Origin of the sequence: Dolichospermum sp. LEGE 00240 (assembly GCF_015207875.1) — a bacterium.
Lineage (GTDB): Bacteria > Cyanobacteriota > Cyanobacteriia > Cyanobacteriales > Nostocaceae > Dolichospermum > Dolichospermum gracile.
In genome coordinates, this window is the sequence record NZ_JADEVZ010000007.1 from 14,425 (window position 1) to 31,520 (window position 17,096).

19 protein-coding genes are annotated in these 17,096 nt (G+C 35.6%); 6 read left to right on the plus strand and 13 right to left on the minus strand.

The genetic code is table 11. The annotated features are described in order from the left end of the window. Window positions 1–75: 75 nt before the first annotated feature. Window positions 76–648 (minus strand): HD domain-containing protein, encoded by a 573-nt coding sequence (locus tag IQ226_RS03665; RefSeq protein ID WP_193892266.1) that lies wholly within the window; start codon window positions 646–648, stop codon window positions 76–78. A 95-nt stretch (window positions 649–743) separates the two neighbouring features. Next, window positions 744–2,036: a serine/threonine-protein kinase gene (locus tag IQ226_RS24875; protein WP_228039222.1), complete on the minus strand. Its 1,293-nt coding sequence runs from the start codon at window positions 2,034–2,036 to the stop codon at window positions 744–746. A 118-nt stretch (window positions 2,037–2,154) separates the two neighbouring features. On the opposite strand from IQ226_RS24875, the gene IQ226_RS03675 reads away from it, so the two are divergent. Continuing rightward, window positions 2,155–2,418 carry a hypothetical protein gene (locus IQ226_RS03675; protein WP_193892268.1) on the plus strand — a complete coding sequence of 88 codons (264 nt, stop codon included), beginning with the start codon at window positions 2,155–2,157 and terminating at the stop codon, window positions 2,416–2,418. A gap of 121 nt (window positions 2,419–2,539) precedes the next feature. On the opposite strand, the gene IQ226_RS03680 is transcribed toward IQ226_RS03675, so the two are convergent. Beyond that, complete coding sequence (locus IQ226_RS03680) at window positions 2,540–2,917, minus strand: hypothetical protein (RefSeq protein WP_193892271.1); 378 nt, start codon at window positions 2,915–2,917, stop codon at window positions 2,540–2,542. Then, window positions 2,889–3,476, minus strand: a complete 588-nt coding sequence (locus IQ226_RS03685) for a Panacea domain-containing protein (protein WP_193892274.1) — start codon at window positions 3,474–3,476, stop codon at window positions 2,889–2,891. Before IQ226_RS03685 ends, IQ226_RS03680 begins: the two co-directional genes overlap by 29 nt. Window positions 3,477–3,790: 314 nt before the next feature. Here IQ226_RS03685 and typA point away from each other — a divergent pair, with 314 nt between their 5' ends. The 3 genes from typA to IQ226_RS03700 all read left to right on the plus strand — a co-directional run bounded on the left by typA (window position 3,791) and on the right by IQ226_RS03700 (window position 6,415). Then, window positions 3,791–5,581, plus strand: a complete 1,791-nt coding sequence (gene typA, locus IQ226_RS03690; RefSeq protein ID WP_193892276.1) for a translational GTPase TypA — start codon at window positions 3,791–3,793, stop codon at window positions 5,579–5,581. 110 nt (window positions 5,582–5,691) lie between these two features. After that, a complete protein-coding gene (locus IQ226_RS03695) occupies window positions 5,692–6,096 on the plus strand; it encodes a hypothetical protein (RefSeq protein WP_193892278.1) in 405 nt (134 codons plus the stop codon). Then, window positions 6,083–6,415: a hypothetical protein gene (locus IQ226_RS03700; RefSeq protein ID WP_193892280.1), complete on the plus strand. Its 333-nt coding sequence runs from the start codon at window positions 6,083–6,085 to the stop codon at window positions 6,413–6,415. Before IQ226_RS03695 ends, IQ226_RS03700 begins: the two co-directional genes overlap by 14 nt. 47 nt (window positions 6,416–6,462) lie before the next feature. On the opposite strand, the gene IQ226_RS03705 is transcribed toward IQ226_RS03700, so the two are convergent. The 7 genes from IQ226_RS03705 to IQ226_RS03735 form a co-directional block, all read right to left on the minus strand. Then, a complete protein-coding gene (locus IQ226_RS03705; RefSeq protein ID WP_193892282.1) occupies window positions 6,463–8,049 on the minus strand; it encodes an Hsp70 family protein in 1,587 nt (528 codons plus the stop codon). A 174-nt stretch (window positions 8,050–8,223) separates the two neighbouring features. Next, window positions 8,224–8,775: a nucleotide exchange factor GrpE gene (locus IQ226_RS03710; RefSeq protein ID WP_193892284.1), complete on the minus strand. Its 552-nt coding sequence runs from the start codon at window positions 8,773–8,775 to the stop codon at window positions 8,224–8,226. A gap of 14 nt (window positions 8,776–8,789) precedes the next feature. Then, window positions 8,790–9,293, minus strand: a complete 504-nt coding sequence (locus IQ226_RS03715; protein WP_193892286.1) for a hypothetical protein — start codon at window positions 9,291–9,293, stop codon at window positions 8,790–8,792. Then, entirely contained in the window at window positions 9,290–10,405 is a 1,116-nt protein-coding gene (locus IQ226_RS03720; RefSeq protein ID WP_193892288.1) for an AAA family ATPase, read from the minus strand. The genes IQ226_RS03715 and IQ226_RS03720 overlap by 4 nt, the downstream gene beginning before the upstream one ends. Window positions 10,406–10,505: 100 nt before the next feature. Next, on the minus strand, window positions 10,506–10,793 hold the full coding sequence (locus tag IQ226_RS03725; protein WP_370567074.1) for a DUF2997 domain-containing protein: 288 nt from the start codon (window positions 10,791–10,793) through the stop codon (window positions 10,506–10,508). A 93-nt stretch (window positions 10,794–10,886) separates the two neighbouring features. Continuing rightward, window positions 10,887–11,261, minus strand: coding sequence for a DUF1257 domain-containing protein (locus IQ226_RS03730; protein WP_193892290.1), 375 nt, complete (start codon window positions 11,259–11,261; stop codon window positions 10,887–10,889). Between the two features lie 248 nt (window positions 11,262–11,509). Beyond that, window positions 11,510–13,111, minus strand: a complete 1,602-nt coding sequence (locus tag IQ226_RS03735; protein WP_193892293.1) for an AAA family ATPase — start codon at window positions 13,109–13,111, stop codon at window positions 11,510–11,512. A 161-nt stretch (window positions 13,112–13,272) separates the two neighbouring features. On the opposite strand from IQ226_RS03735, the gene IQ226_RS03740 reads away from it, so the two are divergent. Then, window positions 13,273–14,055: a hypothetical protein gene (locus IQ226_RS03740; RefSeq protein WP_193892296.1), complete on the plus strand. Its 783-nt coding sequence runs from the start codon at window positions 13,273–13,275 to the stop codon at window positions 14,053–14,055. A gap of 92 nt (window positions 14,056–14,147) precedes the next feature. Here the strand turns inward: IQ226_RS03740 and IQ226_RS03745 are convergent, their stop codons facing one another. Further along, entirely contained in the window at window positions 14,148–15,278 is a 1,131-nt protein-coding gene (locus IQ226_RS03745; RefSeq protein ID WP_193892303.1) for an SUMF1/EgtB/PvdO family nonheme iron enzyme, read from the minus strand. Window positions 15,279–15,951: 673 nt separating this feature from the next. Further along, the gene (locus IQ226_RS03750; protein ID WP_193892305.1) at window positions 15,952–16,509 is read right to left on the minus strand and encodes a heat-shock protein; all 558 of its coding nucleotides are present in this window, start codon (window positions 16,507–16,509) and stop codon (window positions 15,952–15,954) included. Between the two features lie 397 nt (window positions 16,510–16,906). Here IQ226_RS03750 and IQ226_RS03755 point away from each other — a divergent pair, with 397 nt between their 5' ends. Continuing rightward, window positions 16,907–17,092 carry a hypothetical protein gene (locus IQ226_RS03755; protein ID WP_193892474.1) on the plus strand — a complete coding sequence of 62 codons (186 nt, stop codon included), beginning with the start codon at window positions 16,907–16,909 and terminating at the stop codon, window positions 17,090–17,092. The last annotated feature ends 4 nt before the right edge of the window (window positions 17,093–17,096 follow it).

The following is a 17,096-nucleotide window of genomic DNA, read 5'->3' on the forward strand; positions in this document are numbered from 1 at the left end:
TAAAAGCATGATAACTTTGTACCTCCTGCAACCTGCAATGTGTTGTTAATAATGAAGGATGAAAGTTTTCGTTCTTCATTTTTCGTATGCAGCTAAAATTTCTAATTCAGAAACTACTCTTTCTAATTCTTCAACTAAGGGCGTAATTTGATGTTTCCAGAAAGCATCTGCGAGGGAACGATAATACCAAAGTGTGCCTGCTTTGCCACCTTGAAACCGTTCCCAAACAGCATCACCAATCATCCGATAATCTTTGATAATTGACCGGACATTATGGAGTTTGTCAGCAGCGGAAACTAGCAATACTTCTGGGGAAGCGGTGGCAATATGGGCAATATAGGCTTCTTTCCGGCTTTTCCAAGGGGGTTTAGGTGTGGTGTCTGCGTCTGTACAACCATCAACTATGGCGGTGACATGATCCCCAAATCGGCGGCGAATTTCTGCTCTGGTGGCTGCTCCGCCTTGGTCTTCTATGGCATCATGTAGTAAGGCGGCGATCGCTTCATCTTCATTAGCTCCATATTCTAAGGCTATACTGGCTACTCCTAGTAAATGGGTAATATAGGGAATATCGCCAGCTTTGCGTTTTTGCGTGGCGTGGAGTTCGTGGGCATAGGTAAGCGCTTGGGTAAATCTTTCTGATAGCATTTTTTTAAGAGGAAATGAACCACGAAGGAGCGAAGGACACGAAGGAAGAGGAAGAGAAGGAAGAGAAAGAAGGAGGTTAGTGTTTTTAACTAAAACTAGTATTTTGCAGTTTGACAAGCTTTATCCATCATTTCTTTTGCTAATGGATGATAACCATTATTATTTAAAAATGCTAAGATTGACTCTTTTACTTGATAACTAATAGCTTCTCCTGTTGTTACTAATCTAGCAAAGTGTTCACAGTTCCAACCTAATAACCCATAATCCCAATTTTTGAACAATTCATAAGCTATTAAACATCTATCAAGGACTTCTTTTTTAGGCAATAATGTCACCGATTCTACCCTATATGATACTGTCGGAATTCGGAATACAGCAAATCCATTTCCACCAAAGTTAAAAGCATGGGTATCAGAGATAGTTATATGGTAGTGTAATGCAAGATCGGAGCTACTTTCTTTATGATGAATTAACAATCCTGCTTTAGAACTTTTATAATCAACATGAGTTTTAAACTCACGAATAATCTTATCTTCAATAATTTGTGTGGCTGAAAGAATAGTAATATTGCTGGTTTTTTGGATATTCCAAAGAGATAACCACTCATTTATTGACTGAGGACGGTTTTCTGGCTTTAATTCCATTCCTTTAATTATCGCCTGATTTACCCTATCACTAATACGAGAATTTATCTTTTTTGCTTCTTCTAATTCTGTACCAATTGCTCTCATTGGTGATATAGTTGGTAATTCTCCAGTTAACACAGAATACAAAGTTGCAGCTAAAGCATAAACATCTGTAAATGCTCCCCGTTTTGCTCTAGGATCATATTGTTCAATTGGTGCAAAACCATCAGATAATATTTTGGTATGGGTTTTGGTTAAATTCGGTGTAAATTCTCGCGCAATCCCAAAATCAATTAACACGGCTTCTGATTTACCAGAACGCAACATGATATTTTGTGGTTTAATATCTCGATGTAATAAGCCATTATCATGAACTAGAGTTAATGCTGATCCAATTTGCTGAATATAGCGTAATGCTTCAGTTTCAGATAAAATACCTTGATTTTCTACTACAGTTCCTAAATCTTCACCATCAATATATTCCATCACCATACACCAAAGATCATTTTCATGAATGACTTCGTATATTTGCACAATATGGGGATGACTACATTTAGCTAATTTAATGGCTTCGTTGAGAAAGTCTTGTTGAAATTTAGCAAAATCAGCACGTTTTTGGATTGCATCATTTAAAGTTTTAATAACAACGTAATTTCCCTGATTATCTCTAGCGCGATAAGTGATTCCAAAACCACCTTCACCTAATTCTTTTTCTATGGTATATTTACCATCTTGTAATTGCTGTCCTGACAACCAAGCCATAAACTGTAAACTTATAGATTTATAAGTTCATTTTGGCACAATTTTAGTTGTAAGTGCTAATTTCAGGTTATTATCTGTCTAAAATAGTAGAAAACACTTGACTACAAACTAAAAACCTATGCCACAAACAATTCTCAAGGAAATTCTCAGTCAGCTTGATAGTTTAGAACAAGATGAACTACAGCAACTTAATCAAGCCATCCAAGTATGTCTAACTGATAAAGCACAAGTTAATCAAATCACAAACTTTCATCAAGCACTGTTAAGTTCTGGTTTGGTGAAACAAATTAAACAACCTGCTGACAGTAAACAACATGAAAGAAAACTTATTCAGGCAGAAGGAAAACCTGTTTCTCAAACTATTATTGAGGAACGTCGCTAAATGTCCGTTTATTTTTTAGATAGCAGCGCCTTAGTTAAACGCTACGTTGCGGAAATAGGTTCAGGTTGGGTTGTGGGTTTATGCAATCCTATGGTAAAAAACGATGTATTTATTGTTGCTACTAACAATTTAAAATTTCTTTAAGAATGCCCTTTAAATCTGATTCAGCAGGCCGTTTTGCAAATTGTTCGTGACTATAAATCCACACAAGCTTAATTACAAAATCATTTGTATTAACTAAATACATTAATCTAATTTGTCCAGATGCACCTTTGGATACTTTAAACTCAATTTTGTGAAATGACCATCCTTGAGGTAATTCAATCTTTCCAGGTAAAGGTTCGTTACGGGAATTTATGGGATACTGTTCTTCAATTAAATCTTCTAAAATTTGGGCAACACACTCTATAAAATCAGACCTATAAGCTTTTGCGAGTTTTTTGAAAGAACGCTGAAAATTATCAGATTTTTCAATCGAGAAGGGAGTTAAGCCAGTCACGCACTTCTCCTTTTTGAATACGAGTTGATGATTCTGAATTACAAGCATCCTTTAAAACTTGTCGCATGACAATTTGATAACCTGGATGATCACGTTCTATCTGTTCTAATTTCTCATATCCTAATACTTTTAAATCTTCTAGTAAAATTACCGTAGTTGAAGCAGCTTCAGGAAGTAAACCTTTACGTGCTTTCTTCCAAGGAAATTCTAAATGAGTCATATCACTTAAACGATAAGCGTGATAGCCCCCAAAATATTCCCATACTTCTTCTAGTAGTTGTTTGTTATCTTCGGATATTTCTGATAATAATTCTTGACTAGGTATAGGTAATTGTTTGGCTTCAAATTCGCTATAAAACCTATAAGCAGGTGGACATACAGGCCCATAACGCCATGCCTGGATTTCTTCTGGAAATAATGGCTCATCATACATTGCTAAATGCAAACTTTGAGCATAGTATAAAAGCTTTTGAGATTTCATGTTTGTCATTTCTGCTTCTATACCATCTGTATAAGCTTTCATAATGAAGTAGCGAGCCACAGTTAGACAATCAATCATAATCAAACTCGCAAATCCAAATAAACTGACTAAAATAAACTAGCTATCCCAATAATTTTTAACCACACAACACACGTCTTAATTATAGTTGAAAGTAGACATTTTTAGTACATTTTTACTATACAATCCCATTAACAGACTCTTCAACCTAAACCATGCTCTTGATATTTATTATCAAAATAACAATATTTGTGACAATTACGCTAGAATTATTAAAGGTTCGTTACAGATTTGGCAAATCATCCCCACTTCTGTTAAAACGACCGAAAATTAGCTTCTTAATCTAAAAACCTTAAAGTTTACCCAAACCATCTATGACGCTCCCAATTCGTAACGTCGCCATTATCGCCCACGTTGACCATGGTAAAACCACCCTTGTTGACGCTCTCCTCAAACAGTCCGGCATTTTCCGCGAAGGCGAAGACGTTCCGGATTGTGTCATGGACTCCAATGATTTGGAGAGGGAACGAGGCATTACAATTCTTTCTAAAAATACAGCGGTTCGTTACAAAGACACCCTGATTAATATCGTTGATACCCCTGGACACGCTGACTTCGGCGGAGAAGTGGAACGGGTACTCGGCATGGTGGACGGTTGTATTCTGATTGTTGATGCCAACGAAGGTCCAATGCCCCAAACCCGCTTTGTGTTGAAAAAGGCCTTGGAAAAGGGTCTCCGTCCTATCGTCGTTATTAACAAAATTGACCGGGGACAAGCTGACCCCCACGTTGCTGTTGATAAGGTCTTGGATCTGTTCTTAGAATTAGGTGCAGATGAAGATCAGTGTGATTTCAAATATCTATTTGCTTCCGGTATGGCTGGTTTCGCTAAAGAAACCTTAGAAGCAGAATCAGTAGATATGCAGCCGCTATTTAATGCTATTCTCCGTCACGTCCCCGCACCTGTGGGCGATCCTAACAAGCCTCTGCAATTGCAAGTGACTACCCTAGATTATTCTGAGTATTTAGGACGGATTATCATTGGTAAAATCCATAATGGAACTATCCGCGCTGGACAACAAGCTGCTTTGGTAGTAGAAGATGGCAGCATTGTCAAGGGCAAAGTTACCAAGTTGATGGGATTTGAAGGTTTAAAACGGATAGAAATGGAAGAGGCTACCGCAGGTTATATTGTGGCTGTAGCTGGTTTTGCTGATGCTTATATTGGTGAAACTATTACAGATCCTAATGAACCTCTGGCTCTACCCTTAATTAAGGTGGATGAACCAACTTTACAAATGACTTTCTGGGTGAATGATTCGCCCTTTGCTGGTCAAGAAGGTAAATTGGTAACATCTCGCCAAATCCGCGATCGCCTATACCGCGAATTAGAAACCAACGTAGCTTTGCGCGTTGAAGACACCGACTCTCCCGATAAATTCCTAGTTTCTGGTCGGGGTGAATTACACCTGGGTATCTTAATCGAAACCATGCGTCGTGAAGGTTTTGAGTTCCAAGTATCTCAACCTCAAGTAATTTATCGCACAGTTAATGGTCAACCTTGCGAACCTTTTGAACTTCTAGCTTTGGACGTTCCCGCTGATGCAGTTGGTAGCTGTATTGAACGCCTAGGACAACGGAAAGCAGAAATGCAAGATATGCAGCCAGGTGGAGGCGATCGCACCCAACTAGAGTTTATCGTTGCTGCTCGTGGTTTAATCGGTTTCCGGGGTGAATTCATGCGAATGACTCGCGGTGAAGGCATCATGAACCACAGTTTCCTTGATTATCGTCCCCTTTGCGGTGATATTGAAGCCCGTAACAAAGGCGTTCTCATCTCCTTTGACGAGGGTGTTTCTACATCCTACGCCATGAAAAACTGTGAAGATCGAGGCGTATTCTTCATCAGTGAAGGCACAAAAGTTTACAAAGGCATGATTATTGGTGAACATAATCGTCCCCAAGATTTGGAATTGAACGTTTGTAAAACCAAGCAGTTAACCAACCACCGTTCATCTGGTGGTGAAGAACTGACTCAGTTACAAACACCCGTAGATATGAATTTAGAACGAGCTTTGGAATACATTGCTCAAGATGAATTGGTGGAAGTTACACCTGAATCTATTCGTCTTCGCAAGATGTCTAAGAAATTGGTGAAACGCTAATATCTGTAATGGTGGGGTTTCCCCACCCTAATTAAATTCATTCACTTCTTGACACTCTCATGCTATTAAATTTCCAGTAATTTGACAATTTCGACTCAGGAGTTAAAACTGTGGATATACTCATTGATTCGACAAAAGATTTTGAAAAGGATTTAGAACAATTTAATGATCCAGACAAGTTTAAACTGATTAAAGAAATGAATCGGTATTTTGAAACCTTATCTAAAGATAAGATGTTATTTTATCAAAGTAGCGAACAACTTAGAAATATCAAACTTAATCATTCCTATGATTCAACTATATATGCTTTAAAAATCAATGATCACCAAAGGGTAATTCTAACCATTGACGATGATCCTATCTTTGATTGTACAGTTATTACATTATTTAGATTAGTTAAATTAGCAGATGCCGAAAAAGCATATAACGCAGTAGCCGAGTTAATTTATCAAGATTTTACCGTCGAAGAAAATCAAGAATTAGAAATTCTTATTGTTGCTAATGGCACAAATTAAACCTTTATTAGATGAGTATGGTGTGATTTATGAAGCCATGAAAATTCTTCCAGAAAATTTGAAAATTAATTTTCTGCAATCCTTAGCAGAATTAGAGGATAATGAATGTCACAGAACCAGAAACTTTCCTAAAACTAGATTGCATAAAGTGACGGGTATTAAACAAGCCATCTATCGTGCTGACATTGATAAAATATCTGGTTGGCGAATTCATTTACAGTATATTGAAGGGAGGATACATTTAAAAGATATTATTGGTGGTCAAGACCATGATAATGTTATTGAAGTAATTAAATCTAAAAAAGATAGATACGATTAAAATTACAGAAGCCTTTGATTTTTGATCATATTAACACTTATATTGTTTTATGCTAACTTATAAATTTCACCCCTACTAACTAAAACTTCTGCTGTTAATAAATCCTTCACAGTTACTAGTAAAGTCCGTTGAGAATCAACCTCGAACAACACCGATATTCTATCCATTCCTGCTTCACCTGGAGGGTTAAGTTCTGCCACACAAACCTGTTGATTTTGATTATTTAGGGAACGGTAACTTTCTTGATGTTGAAGAGTGCTAGAAGTCATTCTTCCCCCAGCATCAAAAGCAATTTCAGTTAGTGACATATCAGCTAATTCACCAATATCTAAACGAATTTCTTTTTGTCCATTATTAGCAACTTGCAGATTTAACCATTCTTGACGTTGACAAGGATATTTTTCACCTTTGGTAAATAAGCGATGATAAATATAACTTTTGCTATAACTTTCCCATAAACGAATTGCGTAACTATGACGTAAAAAATCATCTATTTCCGTAATTTGTGTAATAGCTAATGCACCATGACAGACAGCATCAAAAGGTTTATTTAACTTTACCTTAGTTTTACCAAAATAAGAAATTATTAATTGTTGAACTGCGGGAATTAAACAACTTCCTCCTACCAATAAAACTTGTTCAATATCATTTTTACTAATACCCTTTCGTAAAGCAGAAGCTAAAACCTCATCTAAGGTATCTCGTAACTGTTGTAAAAACTGTCTATATTCTAAAATCTCCTCTAATTTTTCACGATTGATTTTTAATTCATAAGACATAAAAGATTCATCATCAAACCAACTTTCAGCCACAGATTGATTTCTTGATAATTGAATCTTTAACCTTTCAGCAATTTCTAATAAATTCTGATAACCAATTTTTCCTACTTGTTCCGCTGTTAAATTTTGAGAACGTAAATAATCATCAACTATCCAAACATCAATATCTTCACCACCTACATAGGCTTCCGACTTAGCTAAAACCTCAGCACGTAAACTATTATTTTCATCAGAATTAGTTACAGTTTTAACTAAACTTAAATCAAGAGTTCCTCCACCAAAATCTACTACCAAAATCAATTTACCGGGACTTTTAACAGCATAACCTAAAGCCGCTGCTGTAGATTCATCAACAATGGAAACTTGAGGAACATTTAATTTTTGACCTAAATCTCGAAACCAATCTAAATAACGTTCAAATGCACCCACAGGAACAGTAAAAATTAAATGACTAGGTTGGATATTTTGCTTTTTTATTTCCGTCCAAATAGTTTGGATAAATAACTCAGAAACAGAAACAGCATGATAATTTATACCATCAATTTGTCTTGCTGGTGGTTGATAATCTCCAGCTAAATCGCGTTTAAACTTTTTAAATAATCTTTCAGGAGGATGACTTTGAGAAAGTCCTAATCTTTGACTTCTCACACCTTCACCTAATATGATATTATGACCTGATTTAATAAACATTAAACTAGGAATAACGGGATATTCTAATCTTTCACCTTGAGGAGTTACACCCACAAATACACGGGATAAATTAGGAAACCGTAAACTTTTAGGTAATTGAGTATCAGCTTCTAAAATACTAATTACAGTATTACTTGTACCAAAATCAATTGCAATAGTAGTCATAATTTGAGGAGTCAGGAGTCAGAAATACCGCCTGGGAATGAATTCCCAGTCTCATAGCTAAAGTCATCTAAAGATGACTAAATAGCTCGAAAATTTTTAGTAAACTTTAGTTTACTTTAACTATTAGCCCAGAAATTCATTTCTAGGCGGGTAAGGAAGCTAACAGATTTATATTTAATTATTATCAAATCCTGCTGGAAGAGTACGACTAATTTTAGCAGGATAAAGAACTTTATCACCATTTTGATAACCAATAAAACGAATATAGACTAATTCCCCCTCTTGAATATCATCACTATCAGCTTGATGTAATTGAGGATTATAATTAACCTGTTCCCAAGTTTCCCCAATAACAGTATAACCCCAATTGGTAATTAGATTATCTAAAGCTGTAAATAGAGAAACCAGGTTTTTAGCTGGTAACTCTGGTTTAGCTAAAGCCATTTTTTTAACTGTGGGATAGTTAGCGAGTAAAGTTTGTAACTGGGTAAAAGTTTCCTGTTGAAAATCAGTTTGTAATTGTTGAGATTGTTGTTTTAATTCCTCCCTGAGTCGTTGACATTGAAATTCTAACTCTTTAATCTTCTGTTCTGTGTCTGGAGAAGTTACAGATTCATTATTAATAGGTATATCTTGATTATTTGCTGGGAATAAAAACCGCAGAATAAGATAAACAATGATTACGAGAATTACAGCAAAAGCGACTTGATTAATTTGTTCTAGCATATTGTTTTTTTAGTCTAATTTGGAAACAGAAATGGTTTAACAGATAAAATCATTCGTTCTAATTCAGGTTTATTGTGTATTAAAAGATGATGTCCCCATAATTCATTGTTGTTTTCAGCGCATTCTTTAGCAAGTGCTTCTCCAATATCCTCAAAACTTTTAATACCCTGAAAATTTTTCAGAACATCTTTCTTCAAATCTCTTGGTTCAATTTTTACTCCAAGGATAAATACTCTATTTCTTAGATTCTCTGGAATATAACCTTCTGCATAACTAAATCTATCTTCTTGATCATCAAAATCAATCAGTAATAATATATTTCTTTTTGGAAATTGTCGTATATTAATAATATGATTATTTTCAAATTCTTCCATAACTTTTTTCCAACCACGAGCTACTGGAAGGACTTGAATAACATCTTTAAGGTTTAAATATCGACGGAAACCCTTAGCAATTTGGAGATTATGATCATCTTCAGGTAATATAATAAGGTGTGAATTATACTTGTTTACACTCATAATTCTATGTCCCCACAAATTAAGGCATTTATCAAATCACCAGTAGTATTTATATCGCTGAGTGATCTAATTAAAGTTGGTTCTAAGTGACTCTTTCGATCCAGGAAAAATGTATTTTCATAAGAAAATTCTCTAATTGCTTCAGGATTATGAGAAGTTACTACAATTTGTCCATTATCTTTAAATGAACGTCGTAAAGACATGATAAAATCACCTACTACTGATAAAGAAAGATAATTATCAGGTTCATCCCAAAAGCAGAAAATTGGTCCATAGAATTTATTAGCTGCTAAGACCACAGCACAAAGAAAAAAGCATTTTTCACCATCTGATAAATCTTGAAAATCAACATTCAAAGTTGCCTTATTTTTCTCAAATCTAACAACTAGACTTTTTAAGTCTTTACCAATAATTTCATTGACAAAATCTTGAAAGTCTGGCATAATATCTCGGAGATATTTGTCAATTTCTCTATAGGCCGCAGGATAACGACCAAGTATTCCAGAAAGCCATTCTCCAATATTTGAACCATCTCGCTTTGGTTCTAAAGTTTCACTGTAGGAATTTCCAGTCATCAAACTGGGAATTGGTACTAAAATAATCATCTGACAAAGCCAATTCTTAAAAACATCAACACTATTATTGCTAATTATTGGCATAGCTATTAAATGCCAATCCACTGAAAACTGAGCTTCCTGATTTTGGGCGTTATGATGAATAGTAACCTCGTCGGCTTTTCGAGAGTAAATTGGATTTCCTGCAACTAAAAATTCTTCTTCAAAAACTCGTAATTCTTTAAAATTTTCTGGCAAATCCAATGCTAGGACATATTTATGTAATTTATTGTCAAGTAATACTTCTATTTCTAAACGAATCGGAACGTCAGACTTTCCATGAGCGAAATCATTCGTTCCAATGAGACGAGGTTCTTTCGCAAGATCCCGCAATCTATTTGTACCTCTAGCAATAGCTTGAAGTATCTCCAAGGCTTTAGCAATAGTTGATTTACCCACACCATTTTTACCAATCAAGAGAGCAGATGACATCTCTTTCATGGTTAGTTCAAAGTTTTCTAAACATCTGAAGTTATTTACATATAGTCTTTGAAGCATAATAAAGCCATTCCTAAAAGTGCAAAATGAAGAATTTTTTGCGAGATATACCCATTATAGGTTCAAATACCCAACTTCTCGAAGAAGTTGGGTTTTGAGTTTACTGTTGTTGTAAAGATTGATTTTCCGAGGTAGTAATTAACTCATCATCTTGATAATATTCCGGTAACAATTCCTGAGATTCTATTTCTCCCAAAGATTTTTCTAACCCTTTTGTTGTTTCCACACAACTAGAACCAGTTGCATTTAAAACCCGTTCCACTATTTTACCATCTTTACCAATGCGATATTCAACTTTTTGATATTCAGCCATAATGATTTTTCCTTTTTCATAGGTAATAAAAATTTCCCGGCGAATGGAATTCGCGGCTACACAAACAAAGTCCACCTTCGTGGACTAAAAAAATTGTATTTCTAACCCGCGAAGGCGGGTTTCGTCTGTGTAGATGCGATGTCTAATCGCCATTTTTTTAAACATCCTCTAAACCCATCTACCAACTAAAACCCGCACCGTACCATCTGCTAATACTTCCTCTTCCTCCACATTAAAACCCTCAGTTTGTATGGTTTCCATCAAAGTTTTATGGGCGTATTTTTGACTAATATTATTAATAAACTCCTGCTGATTAATTTTCGCACCCCAAAAATCTGCCACTAATTCATAACCTTCTCCATTTTCACGAAAACCCAAATCATAACCATTAGCTTGACGAATCACATATTCAGCATTAGTAGTATCACCCATATAACCCCGAACTTGAGTATTTTGTTCAACTTGATAACCCAACTCCTTTAATACTTGATGCAGCACTTCACCCTGTTTAATTTGCACCTTGATAGTTGTAAAATGAGACATAAAAAATCAACTCCTATAAAAAATCTCTCCAAAACCTCTTCCCTCCGCGTCCTCTGCGCCTCTGCGGTTCGTTAAAAAAATATTGAATTTTCCTTCGTTCCTTCGTGGTTCATTTCCTCGTTCCCAGTCTCCAGACTGGGAATGCATTTTTAGAGGTTCTACCTCTATTTTATATCGAGGCAGAGCCTCTTTTTTGCATTCCTTGTCAGAGACAAAATTACGAATTACGAATTACGAATTACGAATTATTAATCCACCTCCAAAGGACCCAAACCCTGCTGCTGAGAATAAACCTTTAACTCCTCAATTAACAGCGTATCAATAGAAGCCGTTCTTGCGCCAGCTTCCGCAGCCCAGCGTTTTAAACTAGTAATTTGTTCCTTAGCAATAGCCGCCAAAGGAACAGTTTCCGACACCGCCGCTAAAATATCTTCAGTGTTAAAATCCCGCCTATTACCAGCGACTAAACTACCAAAAGCGCGGTGCATACCATCAATAATTACCTGTTGAATTTCCGCACCGCTAAAATTTTCGCTATGACTTGCAAGTTTCTGTAAATCAAATTCTCGCAGTCGGGAAGGACGGATTTTTTGCAGGTGGACTTTAAAAATATCATGGCGTTCTTTTTCCGTAGGTAAATTTAAAAAGAATATTTCATCAAATCGCCCTTTTCTTAATAACTCGGCTGGTAATATTTGCACATTATTAGCAGTAGCCACCATAAACACCGGACTAGTTTTTTCTTGCATCCAGGTAATGAGTGTACCAAATACCCGGCGCGATGTTCCAGAGTCACCATCTGTACCACTATTAATATTACCAAAAGCCTTATCTACTTCATCCATCCATAATACACAGGGTGATATTGCTTCTGCTAATTGTATCATTTGCCGAATGCGATTTTCACTTTCTCCCACTATACCCCCAAATAATCTGCCCACGTCCAAACGTAACAATGGTAAACGCCATTCGTGGGCGATAGTTTTAGCCGATAATGATTTACCTGTGCCTTGGATTCCTACTAATAAAACGCCTTTGGGGTTGGGTATTCCATAACGTCTTGCTTCTTCGGTAAAAGCATCTTGACGCATTCTTACCCACTGTTTGAGATTTTCTAAACCTCCGACGTTTTTTAATGATTCATTGGCGGTGTAAAATTCTAAGATTCCGGTTTGGCGAACTGCTTGTTTTTTCTCTTCTAAAACTCTATCAATATCTGTTTCGTTGACTTGTCCTTTGGCTGCTAAAGCGGCGGCTAAAACTCTTCTAATTCTGGCGCGACTTAATCCTTGACAGGCTTTGATTAATTGTTCTTTTCCTAGTCCGTTTAAGTTAAGTTTTTCGGGGACTATTAATTGCTGAATTAAATAATCAATTTCTTCGATGTTGGGTAAGGGAAAATCAATAACTGTAACTTCTTCTTGTAGTTCTGGGGGAATGGTTAATGTATGACTGGTGAGGATGAGGGTTTGGCGTGTGCGTTTGAGTTGACGGGTGAGGTTTTTGATAGCCCGAATTACGGGAGCATTTTTTTCTGTTTCGGGGTTTTTGAGGATAAAATGGATGTCTCGCAATACAAATATTGTGGTTGTATTTTCTGGGGTTTTGGTAATTCTTGATAATGCTCCCATGACTGAACCTTTATCAGTTCCGTTGTCATCCCAACCGGTGACGATATCCCATAATAATAGTTGTCGTGGTGTCTGGGATATTTGGGTGAGTTGTTGCAGGACTTGTTCTATTGGTTCTTCTTCGACTCCGACTATATATAGTAGGGGATAGCGGGCGCGAAGCATGAGGTCTATTTGTTGGATGAGTTCTTGATGGGGGTTGATTTTTGGGTTATTCATAAGTTATGTTTATTTATTAATATATATAAAAGCTTAATTATTAAATATATCAAGTTTTTGTTTTTGTGTCTACGGTTGCTATAATATAAAAATCCTCCCTAATCAAAGTTCGTAATCGCCTAGATTACCAAATAGATTCTATAAATAAAAAATGTAAAAATATGGAAGCCAGACAAGAATTCAACAAATACATAGAATTATTAAATAAGTTTAATGAACTAGCAAATAAATTGAAAAGAAAAGAAAGATTTATAACCGCATTATCTAACTTGAAACTTAAAATTAGTTTTAACTCAGATGGGTTAGTTGATAAAACCGAAATGGAAGGACCAGATAGAGAACTTATAGATGGATTTGTTTTACTACTTAGATTTTTCTTTATAACTAATGAAGACACTAGTTTTTTTAAGAAGAAAATAGACACTATTTATTACAAACTACCATTATCAGAAGAATTGAAAGAACGCTATAAAATTATAAATTCTGAGCTTAATACTTTCTTAGATTCCGAATCAAAACTTGGTTATTGCGGAAATGATGAACGTGAAATAACTCGTCAAGAAATTCATAATTTACTTTATGGTAAAAGTATATACCCATTACCTAATAATGGTGATATTGAATATTTTAGATATTCGTTACCTTTATTTTATGATCAAAGTGATAGTACAGATTTGTTGCCTAATAAATTAATAAACAAAGATATATTTGACACATTTATTAACGGTGAATTAGTTCATCAAAACCGTGAAGAAAAGGTACAAAAATTTAAGGATTGGATGTCAAAAGGTGAATTATGGTCGAATATTCTCTGGTGTGAATTTATCGAAATCATAGTTCAGTTTACCGAGTATGTATTTCAAATAGAAGAATTGAATATTCAGGCAATTGAAGAATTAACAATAAATGACAGGACAGATTTATATAATCTTAAATTAGGATAAAAATGGATATCCTGATTCTGACAAAATTTTTTTTCGCTATGCGAAGTAGGTAAGACAAGAAAAAGGCAAGAGGACAAAAGCGCATAGTGCTACTAAGTCCTCGCCGCACCACTACATACAACCCGAAAACCAAAATCGGCGTAATAGTTAACGAGGCTGTCGAAGAGGCGATAAGCAGAACGGCAATTATCAGGATATAAGTAACACGAACCACCGCGCAGCAGCTTTCTTTTAGTATTCTTTTCAGTATCTAGCCATTCGCTTCCATCTGTAGGCGCACCTTCATAGTTACTATGCCCATTATCTTGACACCATTCCCATACGTTGCCGTGCATATCATACAACCCAAAATTGTTAGCTACTCCAAAGCTACCTACTTCTGTTGTTTCTTGTTCTTTTCTGTAAATTCCTTTGCGTCCTTGTCCATAAGTATAATTACCATTATAGTTAGCTAAATCCGTTGTAATCATCTCTCCAAAGTGAAATGGTGTGGTAGTTCCCGCTCTACAAGCATATTCCCATTCAGCTTCACTTGGCAGTCTGTAGGGGGTTCCGATTTTTTGGCTTAACTTTTCACAGAAATTAACTGCATCATGCCACTTAACGACTTCAACAGGGTGATTACTACCTTTGAAACGAGAAGGGTTAGTTCCCATAATAGCTTGATATTGTGCCTGTGTTACCGGATATTTTCCCATAAAGAAACTAGGAACAGTAACTTGATGCTGGGGACTTTCATTATCTTTTCTTCCTTCTTCATTTTCTGGTGAACCCATCATAAAAGTACCACCCGGAATTGCAGCCATTTCTAATGTCACACCATTACCCAAATCTTCTATAAAATATCTAGCTACACGCGGCTGACGTTGAATAATTTCCCCATCCTTGTTAACTGTAACTACTTCAATCTTTTCTAGTTTTAACCCTTTAAGATTAGAAATTAAGGCTTGTTTAACCTTGGGTTCTGTTCTATCAATTAATATTAAATAAGCCGTATTTTGAACATCCCAAGATTCATCTTTTAAACCTGCAATCACCAAATCTAACCCCTGTTCTCCATAATTCAAAACTTGCTGAAGTGCAGCAATTCTCACCTTTGTATCTGGGTTTTTTAACCGTAATTTTACCCCTTCAATTCCACCTAAAACGGCTGCACCTTCTAGTGATGGACTATTACCACCAAGCACAGCATCGTATTCTCGCGGTTGTTGTGGATGATTCATGATTCGTTCATGGTTGGTTTGATGTATGCTGTATATAAAATAGCATATTATTGTCTGATAGCGTAGCGTGGCGTTAGCCATATCAGGATGTCCAGGATTTAAGGATGTACAGGATGTGATTGGATGATTTTTTGTTGTGTGGTGAATGTTGTGGTTGTCTGAATCAGGATGTCCAGGATTTAAGGATGTACAGGATGTGATTGTTTAATTATTGGTTAGGTGTTGATAATTAGTATGGAGAAAGGTAAATATTTATGAAATTACTGTAATAATCAATACATGATTCACGTCTAGTAATCATCAAATAACAATCCTGTAAATCCTCTAATCTTGGTTATCCCGATTCTGACAAAAAATTATAAACTGAGTCATTAATCATCAAATAATCATCCTGTAAATCCTATAATCCTGGTTATCCTGATTCAGACAAAAAATTCTAACTTTTTGACTTTTGACTTCCCGAAGGTAGTCCTGATTCTGACAAATAGAAACTTGACGAAATTGAAAATATAGCCTAATATAAAAATATAGGATGCAGCAGACATGATTTAGGCGTTGAAAGATAGTCTAAGCATGACATCCCGTTACCTGTATGGTCGAGGAATTCCGGTAAAGATGTTCTGAATACCAAAAATTGATTTTTGGCGAAGACTCCTCAAGGAGTCTTTGTTATTTAAGGATTGGGTAATTTTTTATTATTTAATAAGTTTTTGGCTATCACAAAAAAGGGAACTTTTTTGATTTTCCCTATACCATCATATTTAGGGTAGGCGCTTTCTACGTGCAACCTCAGCTTTTTACTTTCCCGAAATACTGTAAAAACAACAAAATAATCAAATTCAATACCATTGGAATCTAAAATTTTAACGGTTGCAAAGTTTCCATATCCAGCATGACATACTAATGTTGTTTTTTCACCCAGTGACTTGATAATACTGGGTAAATGCTTTGATAAATTGTATCTTTCAAAATTGAATGGTCTAGACTCTCTTGGAGCATTATACATCAATAAATTTGATTCTTCGCTACTCAGTTCATCCGATTCTTTAGTAAAACAATGTGAGCTATATGTGACGATAAATCTGTATGTGAATGGGTTATTTTCATCTGTATCATCAGTATATTCAACCCAGTGAACATCAAGATGTGATAAGTCGTAAACTTGACCATTAAATGTGAAATTTCTCCAGTGTTTAACCTCCGTTTTGACTGTATTAAAATTTTTACCCATGAGTTAATATAAGCTGCTATGATTTATACAATAATCTTGTCATCTTAATAGTATAAAAATCACAATGTCAAGTATTTAAAGTTTACAGGATGTGATTGTTTGATTATTTGTTGTGTGATGAAAGTTGTGGTTGTCTGATAGCGTAGCGTGGCGCAAGCCATATCAGGATAACCAGGATTTAAGGATGTACAGGATTTGATTGATTTTTTACCTGATGAAAATAAATGTAATATTCCATCATTCCCAATAGTCGGTTTAAACCGACTTTAGCTTTTAGACAGGGAATTTATTCCCTGGCTTCCTATTTGGAGATTTTTTGTTGTGCTTGTCTGAATCAGGATAACCAGGATTTCAGGATGTACAGGATTGTTATTTGTAGGTTTTCTGTGAATATTTAATGATTATAAATTATGATTCAGAGGAAATTGAAGACGAAATTAAAAGCAAATTGGTTTGGTTAGTACCCGAACCTTGTTGGGAAGATCATCCCTTTGAGTTCTTACGTGAATTTTTGTCAAAATTAACTCTGATTTCTTCCCAACTTTTTAGCCGATTAGAAATATTGATGAATCCAAGTAAGTAGCTTG